The sequence below is a fragment of the Brucella grignonensis genome, assembly GCF_002252505.1.
Classification (GTDB): Bacteria; Pseudomonadota; Alphaproteobacteria; order Rhizobiales; family Rhizobiaceae; genus Brucella; species Brucella grignonensis.
The window spans coordinates 21359-39367 of record NZ_NNRL01000164.1; the positions used below are offsets into that span (position 1 = coordinate 21359).

The following is an 18009-nucleotide window of genomic DNA, read 5'->3' on the forward strand; positions in this document are numbered from 1 at the left end:
GTCTACTTCTTTCGGGCCTGGTCTAAAGTAGCAAACCGAGCGAGGAAGTCGTTCTGAACGCTCTGCGTCGGACGCGGTGTGATATCGAGACCCGCGGGATCAAAGCCACGCGGACGTCCAAAATACTTGATGGCTTCGGTTTCCGTAAACCCTGCCAGCCGTGTCGCCTCAAAATAGGCGGCCACCTGATCGGCTCGCTTGATCAATTTCTTGAGGGATGCGGATATGGAAGCTGGCAGCGAAAACCGTAAATGAATGGCACTTTCAAGCCGATCTTCAATCAGCTTGTAATTGCCGCCCATCACGGCCTTGAATGGCGAAATCATGTCGCCAATCACATATTCGGGGGCATCGTGCAGCAGTGCGAGCATCTGCCATTCAATGCTCGCATCAGGAACCAGCCGATTGAAAATCTGCTCAACCAGCAGTGAATGCTGCGCCACCGAATAAGCGTGCTCGCCGATAGTCTGTCCGTTCCAGCGGGCAACGCGTGCAAGCCCGTGAGCGATGTCCTCTATCTCGATATCAAGTGGCGATGGGTCGAGCAGATCAAGCCTGCGCCCGGACAGCATACGCTGCCAGGCACGATCTTTACCCGAAGTACGGTCTGCTGCTGCCATTAAGCTTTATCCGCTTCAGCCGTTGGGAATGTGAAGGCGACACGCGGCGGCAAGAGGAGCGTGATCTCGACCTCACCAGCTAAAATAGCTGTGCCGGAATCGATTGCGTCTTTTACTTTGTCAATCCGCACAAGGGCGAGGCCGATCTTGCCGGAAGAGCTGCCAAGTGTTCCGATTTCACGTCCATTGACCGTCACCGGCGTACCCATCGCGGGGAGTGGCGTGTCGGATTTGGCGACAAGTACACGGCGGCGGGGCGTGCTGCGGTGATGCATGCGCGAGACGACTTCCTGCCCAATGAAACAACCTTTGGGGAAGGTCACACCGCCCGTCTGGTCGAAATTGATGTCATGTGGGAAGACGTCATTATAGGCGAAATCAGCTTCGCCCTCGGCAATGCCATACTCGGCACGAAGCGCGATCCATGCGCTTTCGTCGTTGATGTCTCCAGCTTTTCCATAAATGCGAAGAACATTCAGCTCTTCTGGAAAACGGGTATCGCGCTTGCCGTACTCTTTGATTGAATCATCTTCTGAAGAAGCGGAATCAGTCTGCCAGCAAACGCTGACAAGTGATTCTGGCGATTGGGTAATTTCTGCTTTGGCGCGCAGACGGTAGAGCGTCATTCGCTTGGCAAAATCGGCGGCGATGCCCGCTGGCATATCGAACAGCAAGCCATTCTCGATGCGCGATATAAGGAAGTCGAACATGATCTTGCCTTGCGGTGCCAGCAGTGCGCCGGGCTTCAGTTCATCGATGCCGAGCTTGTCGAGATTGGTGGTAATAACGGCCTGCACGAATTTTTCTGCGTCTTCGCCTGTGATCTGAACCAGTGCTCTGTTGGAAAGATTGATCGTTTCCGCTACCGTCGCCATCGCTTCTTCCTTGCCTTTATAGTCATCGTTACGTAAGCCGCATTGAAAAGGCTCGCAAGTCCCATTCAGCCAGCAGGAGACAACAATGGCCCAAACGTTTGATACGATCCTGAAAGGTGCAACCATCGTCAATCATGACGGTATAGGTCAGCGCGATATCGGTATTCGTAACGGACGCATTGAGGCGATCGGGTCGCTCTCCGCAAACTCCGCAGGCGAAGTGATTGATTGCACCGGCCTGCATATCCTTCCCGGTGTGGTCGATAGTCAGGTGCATTTCCGTGAGCCGGGACTGGAACATAAGGAAGATCTGGAAACGGGTTCTCTTGCTGCTGTTCTTGGTGGCGTGACGTCGGTTTTTGAAATGCCGAATACCAAGCCGCTGACAACATCCGCTGAAACGCTGGAAGACAAGATTCGTCGTGGCCGTCATCGTATGCATTGCGATTTTGCTTTCTGGGTGGGTGGAACGCGTGAAAACGCAAAAGATGTTGCAGAGCTTGAACGTCTGCCGGGTGCTGCTGGCATCAAGGTTTTTATGGGCTCATCGACGGGTAATCTGCTGGTTGAGGATGATGACGGTGTTCGCTCTATCCTGAAAAATACGCGCCGCCGTGCGGCTTTCCACTCGGAAGACGAATTCCGTTTGAAGGATCGTGAAAACCTGCGGGTTGAAGGCGATCCGTCGAGCCATCCTGTCTGGCGCGATGAAATTGCCGCTCTGCAATGCACGGAACGCCTCGTTCGTATCGCACGCGAAACCGGCGCGCGCATTCACGTACTGCATATTTCAACGGCGGAAGAAATCGACTTTCTGCAGGGCCACAAGGATGTGGCGACCTGTGAAGCCACACCACATCATCTCACATTGTCAGCGGATGATTATGCGACACTCGGTAATCTCATTCAGATGAACCCGCCGGTACGTGACAAGCGCCACCGCGATGGCGTCTGGAAGGGTATTGATCAGGGTATTGTCGATGTGCTTGGCTCCGACCACGCACCGCATACGCTGGAAGAAAAGCAGAAGCCGTATCCGGCATCGCCTTCCGGTATGACCGGTGTGCAGACGCTGGTGCCTATCATGCTTGACCATGTGAATGCCGGTAAGCTTTCGCTGGAGCGCTTTGTGGATCTTTCAAGCCATGGCCCGAACCGCATTTTTGGTATGGCACGCAAAGGTCGCATTGCCGTGGGTTACGATGCCGATCTTACCATCGTCGATATGAAGCGCCGCGAAACCATTACGCATGAACAGGCAGGCTCGAAGGCTGGCTGGACGCCTTATCACGGCAAGACCGTTACTGGCTGGCCGGTTGGTACTTTCGTGCGTGGGATCAAGGTCATGTGGGAAGCGGAAATCGTCAACCCGAACAAGGGTGAGCCGGTCGAGTTTCTGGAAGCATTGCCGCGTCGTTAACTGCTGATCGATTGGCGTGAATTGTCCCATCTTTGTCCGATGCCAATCTTTCGGACTGGATTGTAAGGATTATTGTCTTCTTGTATAAATTCACAAGGAGCACAAAATGTCCGCTAATGATACGGTCCTTCTGGTTATCGATGTTCAGGAATCTTTCCGCCATCGGCCTTATTATCGTGACGAAGAGGTTACTGCTTACATTGAGCGTCAGCAGGCTCTGATCGATGGCGCAAAGCGCAAGAGCATCCCGGTTGTGCAAATCTTTCACGTCGAGAACGAAGGACCATTCTCGGAAGCTTCAGGTTTCGTGAAAGCGCTCGCGCCGATCAGGATCGAGCCGGATGCCGTTTTCCGCAAGCGTCGCCATAGCGCACTCGTGGGATCAGGGCTCGATGTGTGGCTTGTTTCCAATGGCATCAGACGGGTTATCGTTTCAGGTATCCGTACCGAGCAATGTTGCGAGACGACGACGCGTCACGCTTCAGATCTTGGTTTCGATGTCGATTATGTCGGCGAGGCAACGCTCACGTTCCCGATGACCGATGTGAATGGTCGCACGTGGAGTGCTGTTGAAATTCGCGCTCGTACGGAGCTGGTACTTGCAGATCGCTTCGCACGGATTGCGACGGTGGAAGAAGCTCTTGCTGGCAGGACAGAACGGAAAGCTGCATGAACCAAACCGCTGGCAGCCACAAAACTGTCCGGGTCTTTGTCGTTGTCCCGCCACGCACGCTTTTGCTTGATGTGGCGGGACCGATAGAGGTTTTGCGTAAGGCCAATCTTGAGCAGAGCGATGTGCAGTTTGAGGTGACGTTTATCGGGCCTTCCGAGACTGCACACAGCTCAATTGGCCTCATGATCGCCAATATCGAGCCTTTGCCAGAAAGCCTGCCGGATGATGCGATGGTCATTATCTCTGGTTCTGCTGATATTCCCTTGGGCGGTGTCGGCAATAGCGGCGAAGAGGATGATGCTCTCGAAGCGCAGATTGTGAGCTGGATGCGGCGCGTTATCCGTCCCGGCATCAGGTTGGTTTCAATCTGTTCGGGAGCACTTCTGGCGGCACGCGCAGGCCTGCTTGATGGTTATGATTGTACAACCCATCATATGGCCATTGAAGAGTTGAATCGATTGGCGCCGACATCACGTGTGCTGCAAAATCGATTGTTTGTGGAAGATCGGGATCGATTGACAAGTGCGGGTATCACCGCGGGCATCGATCTCATGCTGCATATCGTTGCCGAAATTGCCGGGCACGCTTTGGCGCTATCGATTGCGCGGTATCTGGTCGTCTACTTGCGTCGCAGCGGGGGAGACCCGCAGCTTTCGCCGTGGCTGGAAGGGCGCAATCATATGCATCCGGTGGTGCATCGTGCACAGGATGCCATTGCGGAAAATCCGGCAGCCAGCTGGTCGGTGGAACAGCTGGCGGACATCAGTGGTGCAAGCCCGCGCAATCTCTCAAGACTGTTTAATGAGCACGCACATATGAGCGTGACGGACTATGCCAATCGGCTAAAGGTTAGTCTGGCGCGCGAGATGCTTCTGAATTCGACACTGGATATAGAAAATATCGCCGAGCGGGCTGGTTTTGCTTCTGCGCGGCAGTTTCGCAGGGTCTGGGAGCGGATTTATGATGCCCCACCAAGTCGAATACGAATGGTTGGAGCTGGTATCGATACTTATTGAAGAATGCGTTCGGGCAGGAAAGTTCCTGCGATGATCTGCTCGCGCATTTTCTCGATGAGGTCGAGAGCGCTGTCTTCGCCTGCAGAACGCATAAGTTCAGTCAAAGCTGTGGTGAAAGCTGCTTCCGCAAGAATTTCGGGCTCAATCCCTTCGGAAATGCCATCCGCCCAGGCCTCGTTCTGGTACTCAATCGCCACAAGCTTCTTTTCGCGGGCGATCATCTCGTCCAGATCGGCTGGCATATGTTCCATCAATTTCATCCCGGCTTGCGCCCTTCTTGCTGCATCAGCTGATTTCTCACCACTGGGAGCACAATCACCTGCAGCCTGACTGTCACGTTTAAGACAGTGTTAACAGATTAAAGCGGATTTGAATGAGGCAATTTCTGCCCATCCGCACAAGACTGAATAATTGGTTAATTCCCATAGCGCGAGATGAGCTCGTTCGACAAGCTTTCTCCCTCTTTCATGTAGCGATCAATCGCCGCAAGGGCCGAGGGCGTGCAGCGGACATAATTGTCGCTGAAAGCACGATATCCATGATTGAAACTGGAAACGAGCAGCAACCGCTCGGCTTCATCGGGCTTTTCAGCCGCAATGATAGCATCCATTCGCTCGCGCCATTCGTTGCTGGTCTCTCCGCAAAGGTTACGCAGATAGTGAAGTGAACCGAGCACTTCCGCAATTCTCAGCATTTTGCCTTCATAGGGGGCATCCTGCGCAGAAAGGGCCGGGGGCAGAATGCCCAGCCAGAATACTATCACCAATATGGAAAGCCGCTTTCCCTGCAATATTCGCCCCTCTGAATGAAACAAATTCCTGAATGAGAAACAGGGCCACTTCAAGGCGATACGGAATGCGCGCCCGAAGCATCCTCGATTTCAACCACAGCGCGCGCCACATCCAGTGTGCTGTCCGTGACATTGGCGCTCGCCATTTCCTCAATGGTCAACCAATGGATTGCCGCAGCGTCGTCGCCCGCCTGTTCAATGCCTGAAACATCAAGGGCACGATAAACGGAAAGAAAGTAGCTCTTCGCATAGGCTTTGCCTTCGAGTGCCAGATCAACCGTGATGACGTGGCTGAGCGAGCCCGCATCGAGTGCAGTTTCTTCTTTCAGCTCACGAATCGCTGCTTCCTCAGGTGTTTCACCGGCTTCAATGCTGCCTCCGGGGAAGGCGAGCCAACCCTTCCATGGCTCCTTGCCGCGCTCGACCAGCAAAAAGCGGCCATCACGACGGCAGATGAGAGAGACGCCGTGGATTTGAAGAGGGGCGGGGATGACGGGAACTGTAACCATATGCAAGCTATGATCCGGTCGACCTGCTTTGGCAACAGCAAACCCCACTTGACCATTCCAACAAAAGCCTGAACATGACTGCCATGTGTGGACGTTTTTCTCTGACTGCCAGCCGCGAAGAAGTTGAAGCATTGCTTGGTGCAATGATCGAGGAGGATTTTCCTCCCCGTTACAATATCGCGCCGACCCAGCCGATACTCTCCATTCTGGCTGGTGAAACCCCGCCGCCAGGGAGCAATCGGCCTGACCGGATCGGCATGCTGGTTCGTTGGGGATTTGTGCCGTCATGGGTCAAAGATCCGAATGACTGGAATCTGGTTTTCAACATTCGCTCTGAAACTGCGGCAGAAAAGAACTCGTTCCGGGCGGCGTTAAATCATCGGCGTGCTTTGATTCCTGCTTCTGGTTTTTATGAATGGCGGCGCGAGGGAAAGAACAAGGCACAGGCCTATTGGATCAGACCGCGCAACGGCGGGATTGTCGCTTTTGGTGCGCTGGTCGAAACCTGGAGCAGCTCAGACGGCTCGCAAATCGATACAGCGGGCATTTTGACGACAAGCGCCAACGGGCTACTGCGTCCTATTCACGAACGTATGCCGGTCGTGGTGAAGCCAGAAGATTTCAGGCGTTGGCTTAACTGCAAGACCTTGCTTCCGAAAGACGTGGCGGACATCATGCGCCCGGTTCAGAATGACTTCTTTGAAGCCATTCCAGTGTCGGATAAAGTCAACAAAGTCGCCAACACTTCACCCGATTTGCAGACAAGAGTGGAAGAAAGCTTGACGGCGGAACAATCTCTGCCAAAAAGAAAGAAGAAGCCTGATCCGGAAGAGGACTCAGGCGACCAGCTTTCAATGTTCTGATCACTTACAGCGGCTCCAGTTACGACTGAATAGTTGAAGCCGCTGTAGCTATTTGTTCTTACGCATTATCTCACGCAAAATCACTTCGCACTTTTGCTGGAAATGCTATAATCTCAGGAAAATTCCCGTGTTTTCAGCAGCTTTTTCAGGCTTTTTTCTTGGTGCGTCGCTCATCATCGCTATTGGCGCGCAAAACGCGTTCATCCTGCGACAGGGATTGTTGCGGCAGCACGTCTTTATTCTGTGTCTGATTTGCGCACTTTCTGACGCTGTTCTGATCGCGGCTGGTGTTGCAGGTCTCGGCACGCTGATTGCACAATCACCAAAGCTGATTTCGTTCGTTACGCTTGCAGGCGCGGCATTCCTGTTCTGGTATGCGTCCGTCGCGTTTCGGCGCGCGTTTCATCCGGAAGCAATGCAGGTAAGATCGAACGGCAGTGTCAGTCTGAAAGCAGCAATTGCAACCTGTCTGGCGCTGACTTTCCTCAATCCGCATGTCTATCTCGACACGGTGGTCTTATTGGGCAGCCTTTCTGCCCGCTATGAAGGTTCTGCCCGCGCCGCTTATGGTGCAGGCGCGGTGATCGCATCATTTGTCTGGTTTTTCTCGCTGGGCTATGGCGCGCGTCTGTTGCAGCCCATCTTTGCGAAGCCAGCCGCCTGGCGTGTGCTCGATTGCATCATCGGGGTTGTGATGGCGCTGATCGGCATCAGCCTTCTAGTCAGATTCTTTAATAGCTAGTGGTCCGATTCCGACATTTGGATTCCGCAGTTACAAGCACCGAACAAATGTCGGAATCGCGAAGACCACTAGCAACTTTATGAATCTAGTGGATTTTTCGAATTTGACGTTTGAAACGGCATTCATATCGGTCGGGATTCAAACGTCAAATTCAATCCACTAGAATCGAGCGGCGCTTATTGTCGTTACGGGCTTCGCCTTTGCGGTTCTTCTTGCTCATCAGTGCTGCAAGAAGCACGGCGGGGCCGATTTCGCGATATTGGTCAATCAGCTTGTCTTGTCGTGGTTGCGGTTCACTTTTAGGCATTGGTTCATTCCTCTTCCAATTACACTCACTATTTTGTGATTGATTTAGACGGAATGAAGGCTGTTTGGAGCCGGTTTTGGGGAATTCCGGTTAACCGTTGTGAAGGTTTGATACGGTTGCTGAAATGCCACAGTGTTTTAACCATCCGTAAACCAAACTCTCTATTTGCATGTATTCGTTACAGTAAACCGGGCGTCAAACTTTTACCGGAAATGCTTTATTTCACTCGAACTTTTCCAAAAGCTCTTGACGGGGATTAGGTCGAGAGAGATAAGTAATGTCATGAAAACGCCGACCACGATCATTTGTACTGGTTCGATTATTATTGGCTAGCAGCTTGCTGGCCCGGCCGTTTTCGTCTCCCCTACCATAAAACAGGATGATAACGCCCCGGCCAGTCGGCTGCGGTCCTTCGTGCCCGTATTTTCAGGTCCTTTTGGGGAAATAAAATGGCTGATGCGCCGCAACTACGTCTGTACAATACCGCCACCCGCACGAAAGAGGACTTTGTCCCCATCGATGCGAACAATGTGCGCATGTATGTCTGCGGACCAACCGTTTATGATTTCGCCCATATCGGCAATGCACGCCCAGTCATCGTCTTCGATGTGCTGTTCCGTTTGCTGCGTCATGTCTATGGCGCACAGAAGGTCACCTATGCGCGCAACATCACCGACGTTGACGATAAGATCAACGCACGTGCCGCCAGCGAATATCCTGATCTTCCACTCAATGAAGCAATCCGCCGGGTGACAGAGGGTACAAACAACCAGTTTCAGGCAGATATCAAGGCACTGGCAAATCTCGAACCGTCCAGTCAGCCGCGTGCGACTGAGCATCTCGATGACATGCGCGATATCATTGAAAAGTTGGTTGAGCGCGGTGTCGCCTATGTTGCCGATGAGCATGTATTGTTCTCGCCATCCTCGATGAATACGCTGGGCGGCGCACGTTATGGTGCGCTCTCGCACCGTCCTTTTGATGAAATGTTGGCTGGCGCTCGCGTTGATGTCGCATCTTACAAGCGCGACGAGATGGATTTCGTACTCTGGAAGCCATCGCGCAATGGTGAACCCGGCTGGCCATCGCCTGCGGGCATTCAAACGCTTGGCCGTCCCGGCTGGCACATTGAATGCTCGGCCATGTCTATGGCCAAGCTGCTGTCACCTTTTGGTGGCGGTCTGAAGTGCGACGATCCTTATAAGAACCAGTTCGACATTCATGGCGGCGGCATCGATCTTGTATTTCCGCATCATGAAAATGAGCTTGCACAATCATGCTGCGCGTTTGGCACCGAGCGGATGGCCAGCATCTGGATGCATAATGGCTTCCTGCAGGTCGAAGGGCAGAAGATGTCGAAATCGCTCGGCAATTTCATCACCATTCGAGACGTGCTGAATGATGGTCTGCCGCAGCTTGGCGCATGGGATGACAAGGGTGCGCGCGATCGCTGGGTTGGTCTGGCTGCTCGTCTTTCAATGCTGCAAACGCATTATCGTGAACCGATTAACTGGACGGCACAGCGCTTGGCAGAATCTGCCGAAGAACTGCATCGCTGGTATGGTTTGCTGCGTGATGCCGGTTTTACTGCTCCGCCTGTGCTCTCAGTGGTTGGTGAGGTGGCGGAAGCTCTGTCAGACGATCTGAACACTTGGACAGCAATCACGGCGCTGCGCAAAGCATTCAAAGCCAAGGACGTTGCAGCTTTAGGTGAAGGCATGGCGCTGTTGGGCCTACTCGAACCTTATTTTGTGACGGCGCAGGACGTTCCGGTCTTTGCAAAGGCCGATGTTGATACGGCCGCAATTGAAGCATTGATTGCTGAGCGTCTGCGTGTGATCGCCGACAAGAACTGGGCCGAAGCTGATCGCATCCGTGATGACCTGCTGGCACAGGGCGTGCAGTTGAAGGATGGCAAGGACCCTGCCACCGGCGAGCGCATCACGACCTGGGATGTGGTAAGCTAGAGGCCTTTTAGTTGGAGGGAGGATGCCATGACGCTTGATAACAAGCCGCTTTATAGCGGGGGATGCCAGTGTGGCGCGGTGCGCTTTCGTGTGGAAGGTGCGCTCGGTTCCGCTTCGATCTGTCATTGCCGCATGTGCCAGAAGGCATTTGGCAATTTCTATGCACCGCTGGTCTCGGTGGGGGAAGCGAACCTCACATGGACCCGCGATGAGCCAAAGCGTTTCCAGTCATCCAATCACGTCAAGCGTGGGTTCTGTCCCCAGTGCGGAACCCCGCTCACCTACGAGGCGCCGGATGGTATTGCCCTTTCTATCGGTGCTTTCGATGCACCGGAGGAGATCGAGCCGATCGTTCAATGGGGCGTTGAGGTCAAGCTGCCTTATGTCGACAGCCTCGCAGAATTACCCGGTTACGAAACGGAACGCGATCCGGAAAGTATCGAGTTTGTGAGAACCATGGTGTCTTACCAGCACCCCGACCACGACACTGAAAACTAAAAAGCCATAAATTATCACGGCTTATACCCACCGACAGGCAGGCAAAATGGCACGCGAACGCATCTATATCTACGACACAACTTTGCGGGATGGGCAGCAAACGCATACCGCCCGCCCGCAGCCGCGTAGCGTGCGAGGACGGGCAAAGCTGAAAACGGGAATTGGTTGTCCGGTCTCTATGGCGGGGGATGAGTGATGACACGCGAACGCATCTATATCTACGACACAACTTTGCGGGACGGACAACAAACTCCCGGCGTTGATTTCTCTGTCGAAGACAAAAAAGCGATTGTCATTCTGCTCGAAGAACTGGGCGTTGACTATGTCGAGGGTGGGTATCCAGGGGCGAACCCGACCGATACCGCTTTCTTCAAGAAGCGACAGACTTCCCGCGCCAAGTTTGCGGCTTTCGGTATGACCAAGCGTGCTGGCGTTTCTGCCTCCAACGATCCGGGTCTGACGGCCCTCCTGCAAGCTTCAAGCGATGCGGTCTGTTTCGTTGCCAAAAGCTGGGACTATCATGTGCGAATCGCGCTCGGCTGTACCAACGAGGAAAATCTGGAATCGATTACAGCCTCGGTCACGGCTGTTCGCATGGCAGGGCGTGAAGCTCTCGTCGATTGCGAGCATTTCTTCGACGGCTACAAGGCCAATCCTGAATATGCGTTGGCCTGTGCAAAGGCCGCCTATGAAGCAGGTGCGCGTTGGGTCGTTCTTTGCGATACCAATGGTGGCACGCAGCCATCGGAAGTTGCTGATATCATTGCTGTGGTTAAAACTGTCGTTCCAGGCGAAAGCCTTGGCATTCATGCCCACAATGACACCGAACAGGCAGTTGCTGTCTCTCTCGCCGCAATCGATGCCGGTGTACGACATGTACAGGGAACACTCAACGGTATCGGCGAGCGTTGCGGTAATGCCAATCTTGTCTCGCTGATTCCGACGCTGGCACTGAAGCCCTATTGGTCGGAACGGTTTGAGCTGGGCGTCAAGCCGGATGCCTTGAAGGCCATTACGCGCATTTCGCGTGCCTTTGATGATATCTTGAACCGCGCGCCGACAGAGCAGGCTCCGTACACCGGTACGTCTGCCTTTGCCACCAAAGCGGGTATTCACGCTTCTGCGTTGCTCAAAGACCCGCAGACCTATGAACATGTTCCGCCTGAAACCGTCGGGAACCGCCGCCGCGTTATGGTGTCTGATCAGGGTGGCAAGTCGAATTTCATTGCAGAACTGGAGCGTCGTGGCATCCGCGTCGCCAAGGATGATGTGCGGCTTGATACGTTGATCGCGCTGGTCAAGGAGCGTGAAGCGGAAGGCTATGCCTATGAAGGCGCTGATGCGAGCTTTGAACTCCTGGCACGCAGCATGCTCAACCCGCAGCCACAATTCTTCAAGGTCGATTCTTTCCGCTGTCTCGTGGAACGACGGTTCGACGCCAATGGCATGTTGAAAACCGTATCGGAAGCCGTAGTGAAGGTCGAAGTCGACGGTGAAATGCATATGTCGGTTGCCGAAGGCCATGGTCCCGTCAATGCACTCGACATTGCACTGCGCAAAGACTTAGGTCGCTATCAGGATGAGATCGAAGATCTTGAACTGGTCGATTTCAAGGTGCGTATCCTCAATGGCGGTACGGCGGCTATCACCCGCGTTCTGATCGAATCCGGTGACGCAACAGGGGCTCGCTGGCGCACTGTTGGCGTTTCCGACAACATCATCGATGCTTCATTTCAGGCATTGATGGATTCGGTCAATTACAAGCTGATGAAGAACCGTTCTCTCGCCGGTCTGGTGGCAGCTGAATAAGCCGCTTCTTTCACGAAGATTGATGCGTTGATCAGTTTAATTGAATAGATTTTATGGGTTGATCGGCGCATAGCAGTCTGACCAGCTTGAAATAGCCCGTTGCTTTTTCGAGACTGTATTCAATGCGGAGATGGAAATGACCGAGCAAACCTTATCCGGAGGTCAGATTTCGGATGGAAGCCGTGGCTTCTTGATGGCAATGGGGGCTTATGGTCTTTGGGCTCTTTTACCTTTCTATCTCAAGGCATTGTCGCATCTTCCTGCTCTGGAAATCGTAGCACATCGCGTGATTTGGTCTGTGCCGGTTGCTGTAATCTTACTTATCTTCATCGGGCAGTTCAGGACCATTCTTGATGCTCTGCGTAATCCGCGTATGCTGGCAATGGCAGCGCTAACTGCGGCACTTATCACCATCAACTGGTCGGTTTACGTCTGGGCGGTTGCCCATGATCAGATTATCGGTGCAGCACTCGGATATTACATCAACCCGCTGTTTAACGTGGTGCTTGGTGGTCTGTTTCTCGGCGAACGCCTGACGAAGGTGCAGTATGTTGCCGTTGGCTTTGCATTCACTGCAGTTTTGGTTCTCACCTTCAATGCTGGCGGCCTTCCGTGGGTTTCGCTGGTCCTGCCGGTAACATTTGGCCTCTACGGCTTTTTCCGCAAGTCGCTGCCAATGCCACCTTTGCAGGGCTTTACGCTGGAAGTGGTCATTCTGTCAGTACCGGCGCTGGGCTATGTTTTATGGCTCCTGGCGCATGGTCAGGACCATTTCTTCTCGGGCACGGTATCGAACGTTTCGCTACTTCTTTTGGCAGGACCGTTCACTGCAATTCCGCTGATCCTCTATGCGGGCGGTGCCAAGCTCCTGCGTTACACGACGCTTGGCCTGATGCAGTATCTTACGCCGACACTACTGTTTATCTTCGCGATTTTCATTTTCCATGAGCCTTTCTCCAATGCTCAGCTGGTGGCTTTTGTGCTGATTTGGACCGGCCTGATCATCTACACTTGGTCGTCTTTGTCGGCGCATCGCAAGGCACGCGCCAGCGCTTGATAAATTTAACTTGAGCGTTTGTGCTTTATCTCCGGTGGATTAAGGCCACCGGAGCCTTAATTTGGCCGCGCTCTGGCCCTCTGGTCCGTTTGTTATTTCAGATGGAATTTGGAGCCGCTCGCTGCATGCTGTTTCGCACTGCCCGCAGAGATAAGCAGATTCATGTGGTTGTCTCCCCAGATCTTGCGATCCGGTCCGATGCTTCACATGCTGCTCTGTCGGCTATGCATGCGCGGCTCGCGCCACTTTCGCAACGTGCTCTTAAACCCTTAGAACGCATTCGCTTTTCATTTCACACGCATAAGCGCGCTTGTATAGCGCTTGCCTCAGCGACACTGTTGGCAGGCGGCGCGATGGTGCTTGTGACTGGTGGTTTGGTGCGTCATGGACATGCTGCACAGCCTGTGCTGGTTGATCCTATCAAGCTCGTTCATAGTCACGCGGCAATGAAGGAAGCCCGCTTGCTTCCGCAGAATGATGTCGATGAGAACCGCCGGATCGCTAAACGCATTGATATTGCAGAAGGCACCGACGACGGCGAAGCGACGCTCTTTACCTATCAGCACGTGATTCTTGACTTGGCGAACGAAAGAAATTCACAAGCCTTGATCAGTCATGATCCCTCGCCAGATCGACATCAAGGGGGCAACGGCTTTAATCATGATACGGAAATATCAGAACTCGCCAATCAGAAAGGTGTGCCGCTGAATGTGAGCTTCGCAAGGCCTGCCAGCACAACCCACCAGACAGTGCATGAAATTGTCCTCGCTCCGCAGTCGCGTGAAAAGGTCGGTGTCCTCATGCAGGCAGCGGACGTTGCAGCAGAAGACTCCGCAAATCTAGAGCAGGCGCTCGGACGCAAGAACCTGGTTCCTGGTGACAATCTTATTCTGCTTCTGGATCAGTCACCCAACAAACCCGCGCATATAACCATGGCGCGCTTCCGGCATGGTAGTGCATCCGATTCCGTTTATGGACGAACAGACAATGGCGTTTTCCGCGCCAATGATAATCAGCGGCTTTTCGCACGCCTTTCTCACGATGCCATGCTCTCGGCATCGCGTCAGCCTTCCAAAATTCGGACGGACGGCTCTGTTCAGTCCCGGCTGATTGCAGCAGGCGCTCCACGCGCTGTTGCAGACGATGTGAAAAAGCTTGCTTCTGAAAACAACGTATCACTCCAGCAGGGCGCTAACGGAGTTGATAAAATCGATCTTTTGTTCCGTGAAAGCGTGGATACTGATCCGGAACTGGTTTTCGTCGAATTCACGTCGAACGGCGAGAGTAAGCGTCTATACAGACATGAGGTCGAAGGAAACGCGGACTACTTCAACGAGGATGGCTCCTCGATGACCAAATATCTGATGCACAAGCCATTGCCGAATGGTCGCCTGAATGATGGCTTCGGTTGGCGCGTTCATCCCGTTCTGCATGTGCGCAAGCATCATAATGGTGTCGATTATGATGCCCCGAGCGGCTCTCCAATCGTTGCGGCGGGTGACGGAACTGTGGAGCTGATTTCGTCGCAAAAGGGCTATGGCAAATATGTTCGCATCCGCCACCAGGGCGGCTATAGCACCACCTATGCTCACCTGTCCGCCGAAGCTAAAGGCCTGAAGGTCGGACAGCATGTGAAGCAGGGGGAGGTGATCGCCTATGTCGGATCAACCGGTTATTCGACCGGCCCACACCTCTACTACGAGCTGAAAGTCGGCGATCATTATGTCGATCCGCTCAAAGCGCAACTCAATGCGGGTGAAAAGCTGACAGGTTCATCCATGTCCAGTTTCCGGTCAGAAATGGATCATGTGGACAAAGTCTTCAAACAGATGAATTCAGCGCCGATGGCAACCGATGCCAGAGGTGGAATGAGTCACGTTGGAGAACATCACGGTCGGTAAGCGTTTGCCAGTGCAACGAATTCTTCCACACTTAGGGTCTCGGCACGACGCGTACCATCGATGCCTGTCTTTTCCAGCAACGTGGCACCGCCAACGGGCTTCAGGCTCTGACGCAGCATTTTGCGGCGCTGACCGAAAGCCGCCTGTGTGATCTGTCCCAATGCATCGGCACGACACGGAAGCGGCTCTTCGCGCGGTGTAATATGCACGACCGACGACATCACCTTGGGCGGTGGTGTAAACGCCTGTGGAGGCACGTCAAAAGCAATTTTCGAATGCGTCCGCCAGCCCGCCAGAACGCCAAGTCTTCCGTAGTGGTCACTATCGGGAGCGGCTACGATACGCTCGGCGACTTCCCGTTGGAACATTAGCGTCATCGATGAATAAAAGGGTGGCCATGGCTCGGTCAGGAGCCAGTTTAGCAGCAATTGCGTGCCGACATTGTAAGGCAAGTTGGCAACGATGCGGGGCTTCGGGCCATCGGGAAACAGCGCTTTGAAATCTTGTTCCAACGCGTCGCCGGAAATGATGCGCAATCGACCCGGATAATGGGCTTCGATTTCTGCCAGCGCATCAAGGCAGCGTTCATCGCGCTCAATCGCGGTCACATAAGCGCCTTGGGCGAGAAGGGCGCGCGTGAGCCCGCCAGGACCGGGCCCGACTTCGATGACGGGTTGATCCTGTAAATTGCCTGCCTGCCGTGCAATCTTTGATGTCAGATTGAGGTCGAAGAGGAAGTTTTGCCCAAGCGATTTTTTCGGCATCAGATCGTGCCGTTCAATCACCTCACGCAGCGGCGGAAGATTGTCGATGCTCATGATTTCCGCCTTGCTTCGTTTTCTGCGAGTTCCTGCGCCAGTCGTATGGAGGCGATAAGGCTATCTGGCCGGGCAATACCTTTTCCGGCGATGTCGAAGGCCGTGCCATGATCGGGCGATGTTCGGATGAAGGGAAGGCCCAGTGTGACGTTGACTGTCTCGTCAAAGGCAAGAGCCTTCGCCGGGATAAGTGCCTGATCATGGTACATGCAGATAGCGACGTCATAAGTTGCACGCGCTGGTGCATGAAACATCGTATCCGCAGGCAGCGGGCCCCAGGCATTGATACCTTCGCGCTGCAATTCTTCGACTGCTGGCCGAATAATCGCGTCATCTTCCTTGCCAAGCGCGCCGCTTTCACCCGCATGAGGGTTGAGGCCGGAAATTGCGAGGCGTGGTGCGGCGATACCGAAACGGTCTGTGAGTTCCTGCGCGGTGATATGCGCTACTTCCAGAACATCATCCTTGGTCAATACACGCGGTACCTCGGCCAGAGGAATGTGAATAGTAACGGGGACAGCGCGCAATTCCGGACCAGCAAGCATCATGACCGGAATGACTGTGCGCCCGAGATGCTGGCTTGCAAGTTCTGCGAGAAATTCCGTGTGTCCGGGATGCTTGAAGCCAGCATCATAGAGCGGCTTCTTTGCAATAGGGCAGGTGACGACAGCTGATGTCTCACCACGTAAAGTCAGTGCAACGGCCCGTTCAATGGCTTCAATAACCCCGGCCGCATTTTCTGGGAGAGGCTTGCCGGGGCTTTCCTCATGCGCATTGACGAGTGGCAACACAGGCAGTTTAGTGTTGAAGATATCAACAGCCTCTGCCGGTGCCTCTATTGTGGCAATCGACACGTTCAAGCCAAGATGCTGGGCGCGAGCAGCAAGCTGCTTTGGATCGGCGATCAACAGAAAAGGCGGCAGAGAAAGTTCTGCGCGTCTGAGCCAGGCACTAAGAGCAACATCAGCTCCAACGCCTGAGGGGTCGCCAATACTGACGGCGAGCGGAGGAACCGGTTGATTCGGCATAGCTATTTTCTCGGCTGATGAAATAAGGGGGCAAAAGCCCCCTCAAATTATACGGTCAGATAGTCACTGCCAAGGCATTAGAGCATTTTCAGCAAAACCGTTTCACATTTTTCGGGATGTGCTCCAGACGTAAACTCAGCGGTTTACGATCGTCGCCTTTTCACGCAGCTCCTGGAGATACTTCTTGCTCAATTCATCCGCCTTCTTTTCCTGTCCGGCTTCAGAATCTGTGCCTTCCATGGAGAAAACGAGCTGAGCTACACGATCGTCCGACACCTGACGGGTCGAGCAGACCGCCAGAATTTCAACGCCCTTTTCTGTGTCATGCGGCGGCGTTGCCCGGTTAGCACTGGTCGCCTTGACGTCCTTTGCCCAGTCGCCTGGAAGCTGCTGTTCGATAACACGGCCAAGGTCGCGAACTGTAACGTCGATCATGCCTTTGGTCAGCTGACGGGTCGTGTCACAGCTCTGAAAGCGTGAGCGCAATGCGTTCGCTTCCTGACGACGCTTTGCAAGCAGGGCAGGCGAACGCTTCGAACTAGGGACAACGAAAATCACCTGCTGAAGCTGATATTCGGTTGCAACTGGCTTCTTGCCGCCGTCTTTCAGCATGCGCTGCACAGCATCCTGCTCGCTAACCATGCCGGTTGCTCGGAAACGTGCGCTAACAAGACGACCCCAGCCCATCTGGACCATGATGTACTTCTTAAAGTGATCAGGGGTGATGCCTGCCTGATTCATGACCTGATTAAGCTGCGCGACGCTCATCTTGTTGCGCGTTGCAAAACCTGCATAGGCCTCGTCGACTTCTTTGTCGGATATGTTGATGCCGCGTGACTTCATCTCTACGCGCTTCAGCATTTCTTCTGTCAGTTCTTCGCGCGCAACTTGATTGAGGTTGCCGCCTTTACGCTGCAGCTTCAAAAAAGCTGCGCGGCGCTGAATGTCACCATTGGTGATTGCATTGCCGGAGACAATGACCTTGACCTCCGTTCCACCGGCAGCAAAAGCCGGGGTCAGGGTCGCAGCCGTTCCAAGCGCCGTCACACATACGGCAGCGCCCAGCAGGGAGGCGAATAGAGGTCTAGCAAACATCATCTTTCTTTCCCGATTTCT

The 18009-nt window shown here is 53.8% G+C and carries 20 protein-coding genes; 11 read left to right on the forward strand and 9 right to left on the reverse strand.

The features are described 5' to 3' along the window. Positions 1–2: 2 nt before the first annotated feature. Together CEV33_RS17965 and ygfZ are read right to left on the reverse strand one after the other, a co-directional pair. Entirely contained in the window at positions 3–620 is a 618-nt protein-coding gene (locus CEV33_RS17965; RefSeq protein ID WP_094541794.1) for a YfbR-like 5'-deoxynucleotidase, read from the reverse strand. Then, positions 620–1495, reverse strand: coding sequence for a CAF17-like 4Fe-4S cluster assembly/insertion protein YgfZ (gene ygfZ, locus CEV33_RS17970; RefSeq protein WP_094541795.1), 876 nt, complete (start codon positions 1493–1495; stop codon positions 620–622). Before ygfZ ends, CEV33_RS17965 begins: the two co-directional genes overlap by 1 nt. A gap of 85 nt (positions 1496–1580) precedes the next feature. Between ygfZ and CEV33_RS17975 the strand changes: the two genes are divergently transcribed. The 3 genes from CEV33_RS17975 to CEV33_RS17985 all read left to right on the forward strand — a co-directional run bounded on the left by CEV33_RS17975 (position 1581) and on the right by CEV33_RS17985 (position 4604). Further along, positions 1581–2915, forward strand: coding sequence for a dihydroorotase (locus CEV33_RS17975; protein ID WP_094541796.1), 1335 nt, complete (start codon positions 1581–1583; stop codon positions 2913–2915). A 106-nt stretch (positions 2916–3021) separates the two neighbouring features. Beyond that, a complete protein-coding gene (locus tag CEV33_RS17980) occupies positions 3022–3588 on the forward strand; it encodes an isochorismatase family protein (RefSeq protein ID WP_094541797.1) in 567 nt (188 codons plus the stop codon). Beyond that, the gene (locus CEV33_RS17985; RefSeq protein WP_094541798.1) at positions 3585–4604 is read left to right on the forward strand and encodes a GlxA family transcriptional regulator; all 1020 of its coding nucleotides are present in this window, start codon (positions 3585–3587) and stop codon (positions 4602–4604) included. Before CEV33_RS17980 ends, CEV33_RS17985 begins: the two co-directional genes overlap by 4 nt. Here the strand turns inward: CEV33_RS17985 and CEV33_RS17990 are convergent. The 3 genes from CEV33_RS17990 to CEV33_RS18000 all read right to left on the reverse strand — a co-directional run bounded on the left by CEV33_RS17990 (position 4598) and on the right by CEV33_RS18000 (position 5903). After that, on the reverse strand, positions 4598–4855 hold the full coding sequence (locus CEV33_RS17990; RefSeq protein ID WP_191793042.1) for a hypothetical protein: 258 nt from the start codon (positions 4853–4855) through the stop codon (positions 4598–4600). The genes CEV33_RS17985 and CEV33_RS17990 overlap by 7 nt on opposite strands. 164 nt (positions 4856–5019) lie before the next feature. After that, a complete protein-coding gene (locus tag CEV33_RS17995) occupies positions 5020–5298 on the reverse strand; it encodes a TIGR02301 family protein (protein WP_094542062.1) in 279 nt (92 codons plus the stop codon). A 146-nt stretch (positions 5299–5444) separates the two neighbouring features. Next, positions 5445–5903, reverse strand: a complete 459-nt coding sequence (locus tag CEV33_RS18000) for an NUDIX hydrolase (protein ID WP_094542063.1) — start codon at positions 5901–5903, stop codon at positions 5445–5447. 83 nt (positions 5904–5986) lie between these two features. Between CEV33_RS18000 and CEV33_RS18005 the strand changes: the two genes are divergently transcribed. Further along, the gene (locus CEV33_RS18005; RefSeq protein ID WP_094541800.1) at positions 5987–6766 is read left to right on the forward strand and encodes an SOS response-associated peptidase; all 780 of its coding nucleotides are present in this window, start codon (positions 5987–5989) and stop codon (positions 6764–6766) included. A gap of 127 nt (positions 6767–6893) precedes the next feature. Then, on the forward strand, positions 6894–7508 hold the full coding sequence (locus CEV33_RS18010; protein ID WP_094541801.1) for a LysE/ArgO family amino acid transporter: 615 nt from the start codon (positions 6894–6896) through the stop codon (positions 7506–7508). A 151-nt stretch (positions 7509–7659) separates the two neighbouring features. Here the strand turns inward: CEV33_RS18010 and CEV33_RS24705 are convergent, their stop codons facing one another. Beyond that, positions 7660–7815: a hydrolase gene (locus tag CEV33_RS24705; RefSeq protein ID WP_094541802.1), complete on the reverse strand. Its 156-nt coding sequence runs from the start codon at positions 7813–7815 to the stop codon at positions 7660–7662. Positions 7816–8264: 449 nt separating this feature from the next. On the opposite strand from CEV33_RS24705, the gene cysS reads away from it, so the two are divergent. The 6 genes from cysS (at position 8265) to CEV33_RS18045 (ending at position 15047) form a co-directional block, all read left to right on the forward strand. Continuing rightward, positions 8265–9782, forward strand: a complete 1518-nt coding sequence (cysS, locus tag CEV33_RS18020; RefSeq protein WP_094541803.1) for a cysteine--tRNA ligase — start codon at positions 8265–8267, stop codon at positions 9780–9782. 27 nt (positions 9783–9809) lie between these two features. Further along, positions 9810–10280: a GFA family protein gene (locus CEV33_RS18025; protein ID WP_094541804.1), complete on the forward strand. Its 471-nt coding sequence runs from the start codon at positions 9810–9812 to the stop codon at positions 10278–10280. Positions 10281–10326: 46 nt separating this feature from the next. Next, complete coding sequence (locus CEV33_RS24710) at positions 10327–10476, forward strand: 2-isopropylmalate synthase (protein ID WP_094541805.1); 150 nt, start codon at positions 10327–10329, stop codon at positions 10474–10476. After that, positions 10476–12089: a citramalate synthase gene (cimA, locus tag CEV33_RS18035; protein WP_094541806.1), complete on the forward strand. Its 1614-nt coding sequence runs from the start codon at positions 10476–10478 to the stop codon at positions 12087–12089. Before CEV33_RS24710 ends, cimA begins: the two co-directional genes overlap by 1 nt. A 136-nt stretch (positions 12090–12225) precedes the next feature. Further along, entirely contained in the window at positions 12226–13146 is a 921-nt protein-coding gene (rarD, locus tag CEV33_RS18040; RefSeq protein ID WP_094541807.1) for an EamA family transporter RarD, read from the forward strand. Between the two features lie 125 nt (positions 13147–13271). Next, positions 13272–15047 carry a M23 family metallopeptidase gene (locus CEV33_RS18045; RefSeq protein WP_094541808.1) on the forward strand — a complete coding sequence of 592 codons (1776 nt, stop codon included), beginning with the start codon at positions 13272–13274 and terminating at the stop codon, positions 15045–15047. Here CEV33_RS18045 and rsmA read toward each other — a convergent pair. From rsmA to CEV33_RS18060, 3 genes are all read right to left on the reverse strand, one after another. Next, positions 15035–15865, reverse strand: coding sequence for a 16S rRNA (adenine(1518)-N(6)/adenine(1519)-N(6))-dimethyltransferase RsmA (gene rsmA / locus CEV33_RS18050; protein ID WP_094541809.1), 831 nt, complete (start codon positions 15863–15865; stop codon positions 15035–15037). The genes CEV33_RS18045 and rsmA overlap by 13 nt on opposite strands. Beyond that, entirely contained in the window at positions 15862–16893 is a 1032-nt protein-coding gene (gene pdxA, locus CEV33_RS18055; RefSeq protein ID WP_094541810.1) for a 4-hydroxythreonine-4-phosphate dehydrogenase PdxA, read from the reverse strand. The genes rsmA and pdxA overlap by 4 nt, the downstream gene beginning before the upstream one ends. Before the next feature lie 135 nt (positions 16894–17028). Further along, positions 17029–17991 carry a SurA N-terminal domain-containing protein gene (locus CEV33_RS18060; RefSeq protein ID WP_094541811.1) on the reverse strand — a complete coding sequence of 321 codons (963 nt, stop codon included), beginning with the start codon at positions 17989–17991 and terminating at the stop codon, positions 17029–17031. Between the last annotated feature and the right edge of the window lie 18 nt (positions 17992–18009).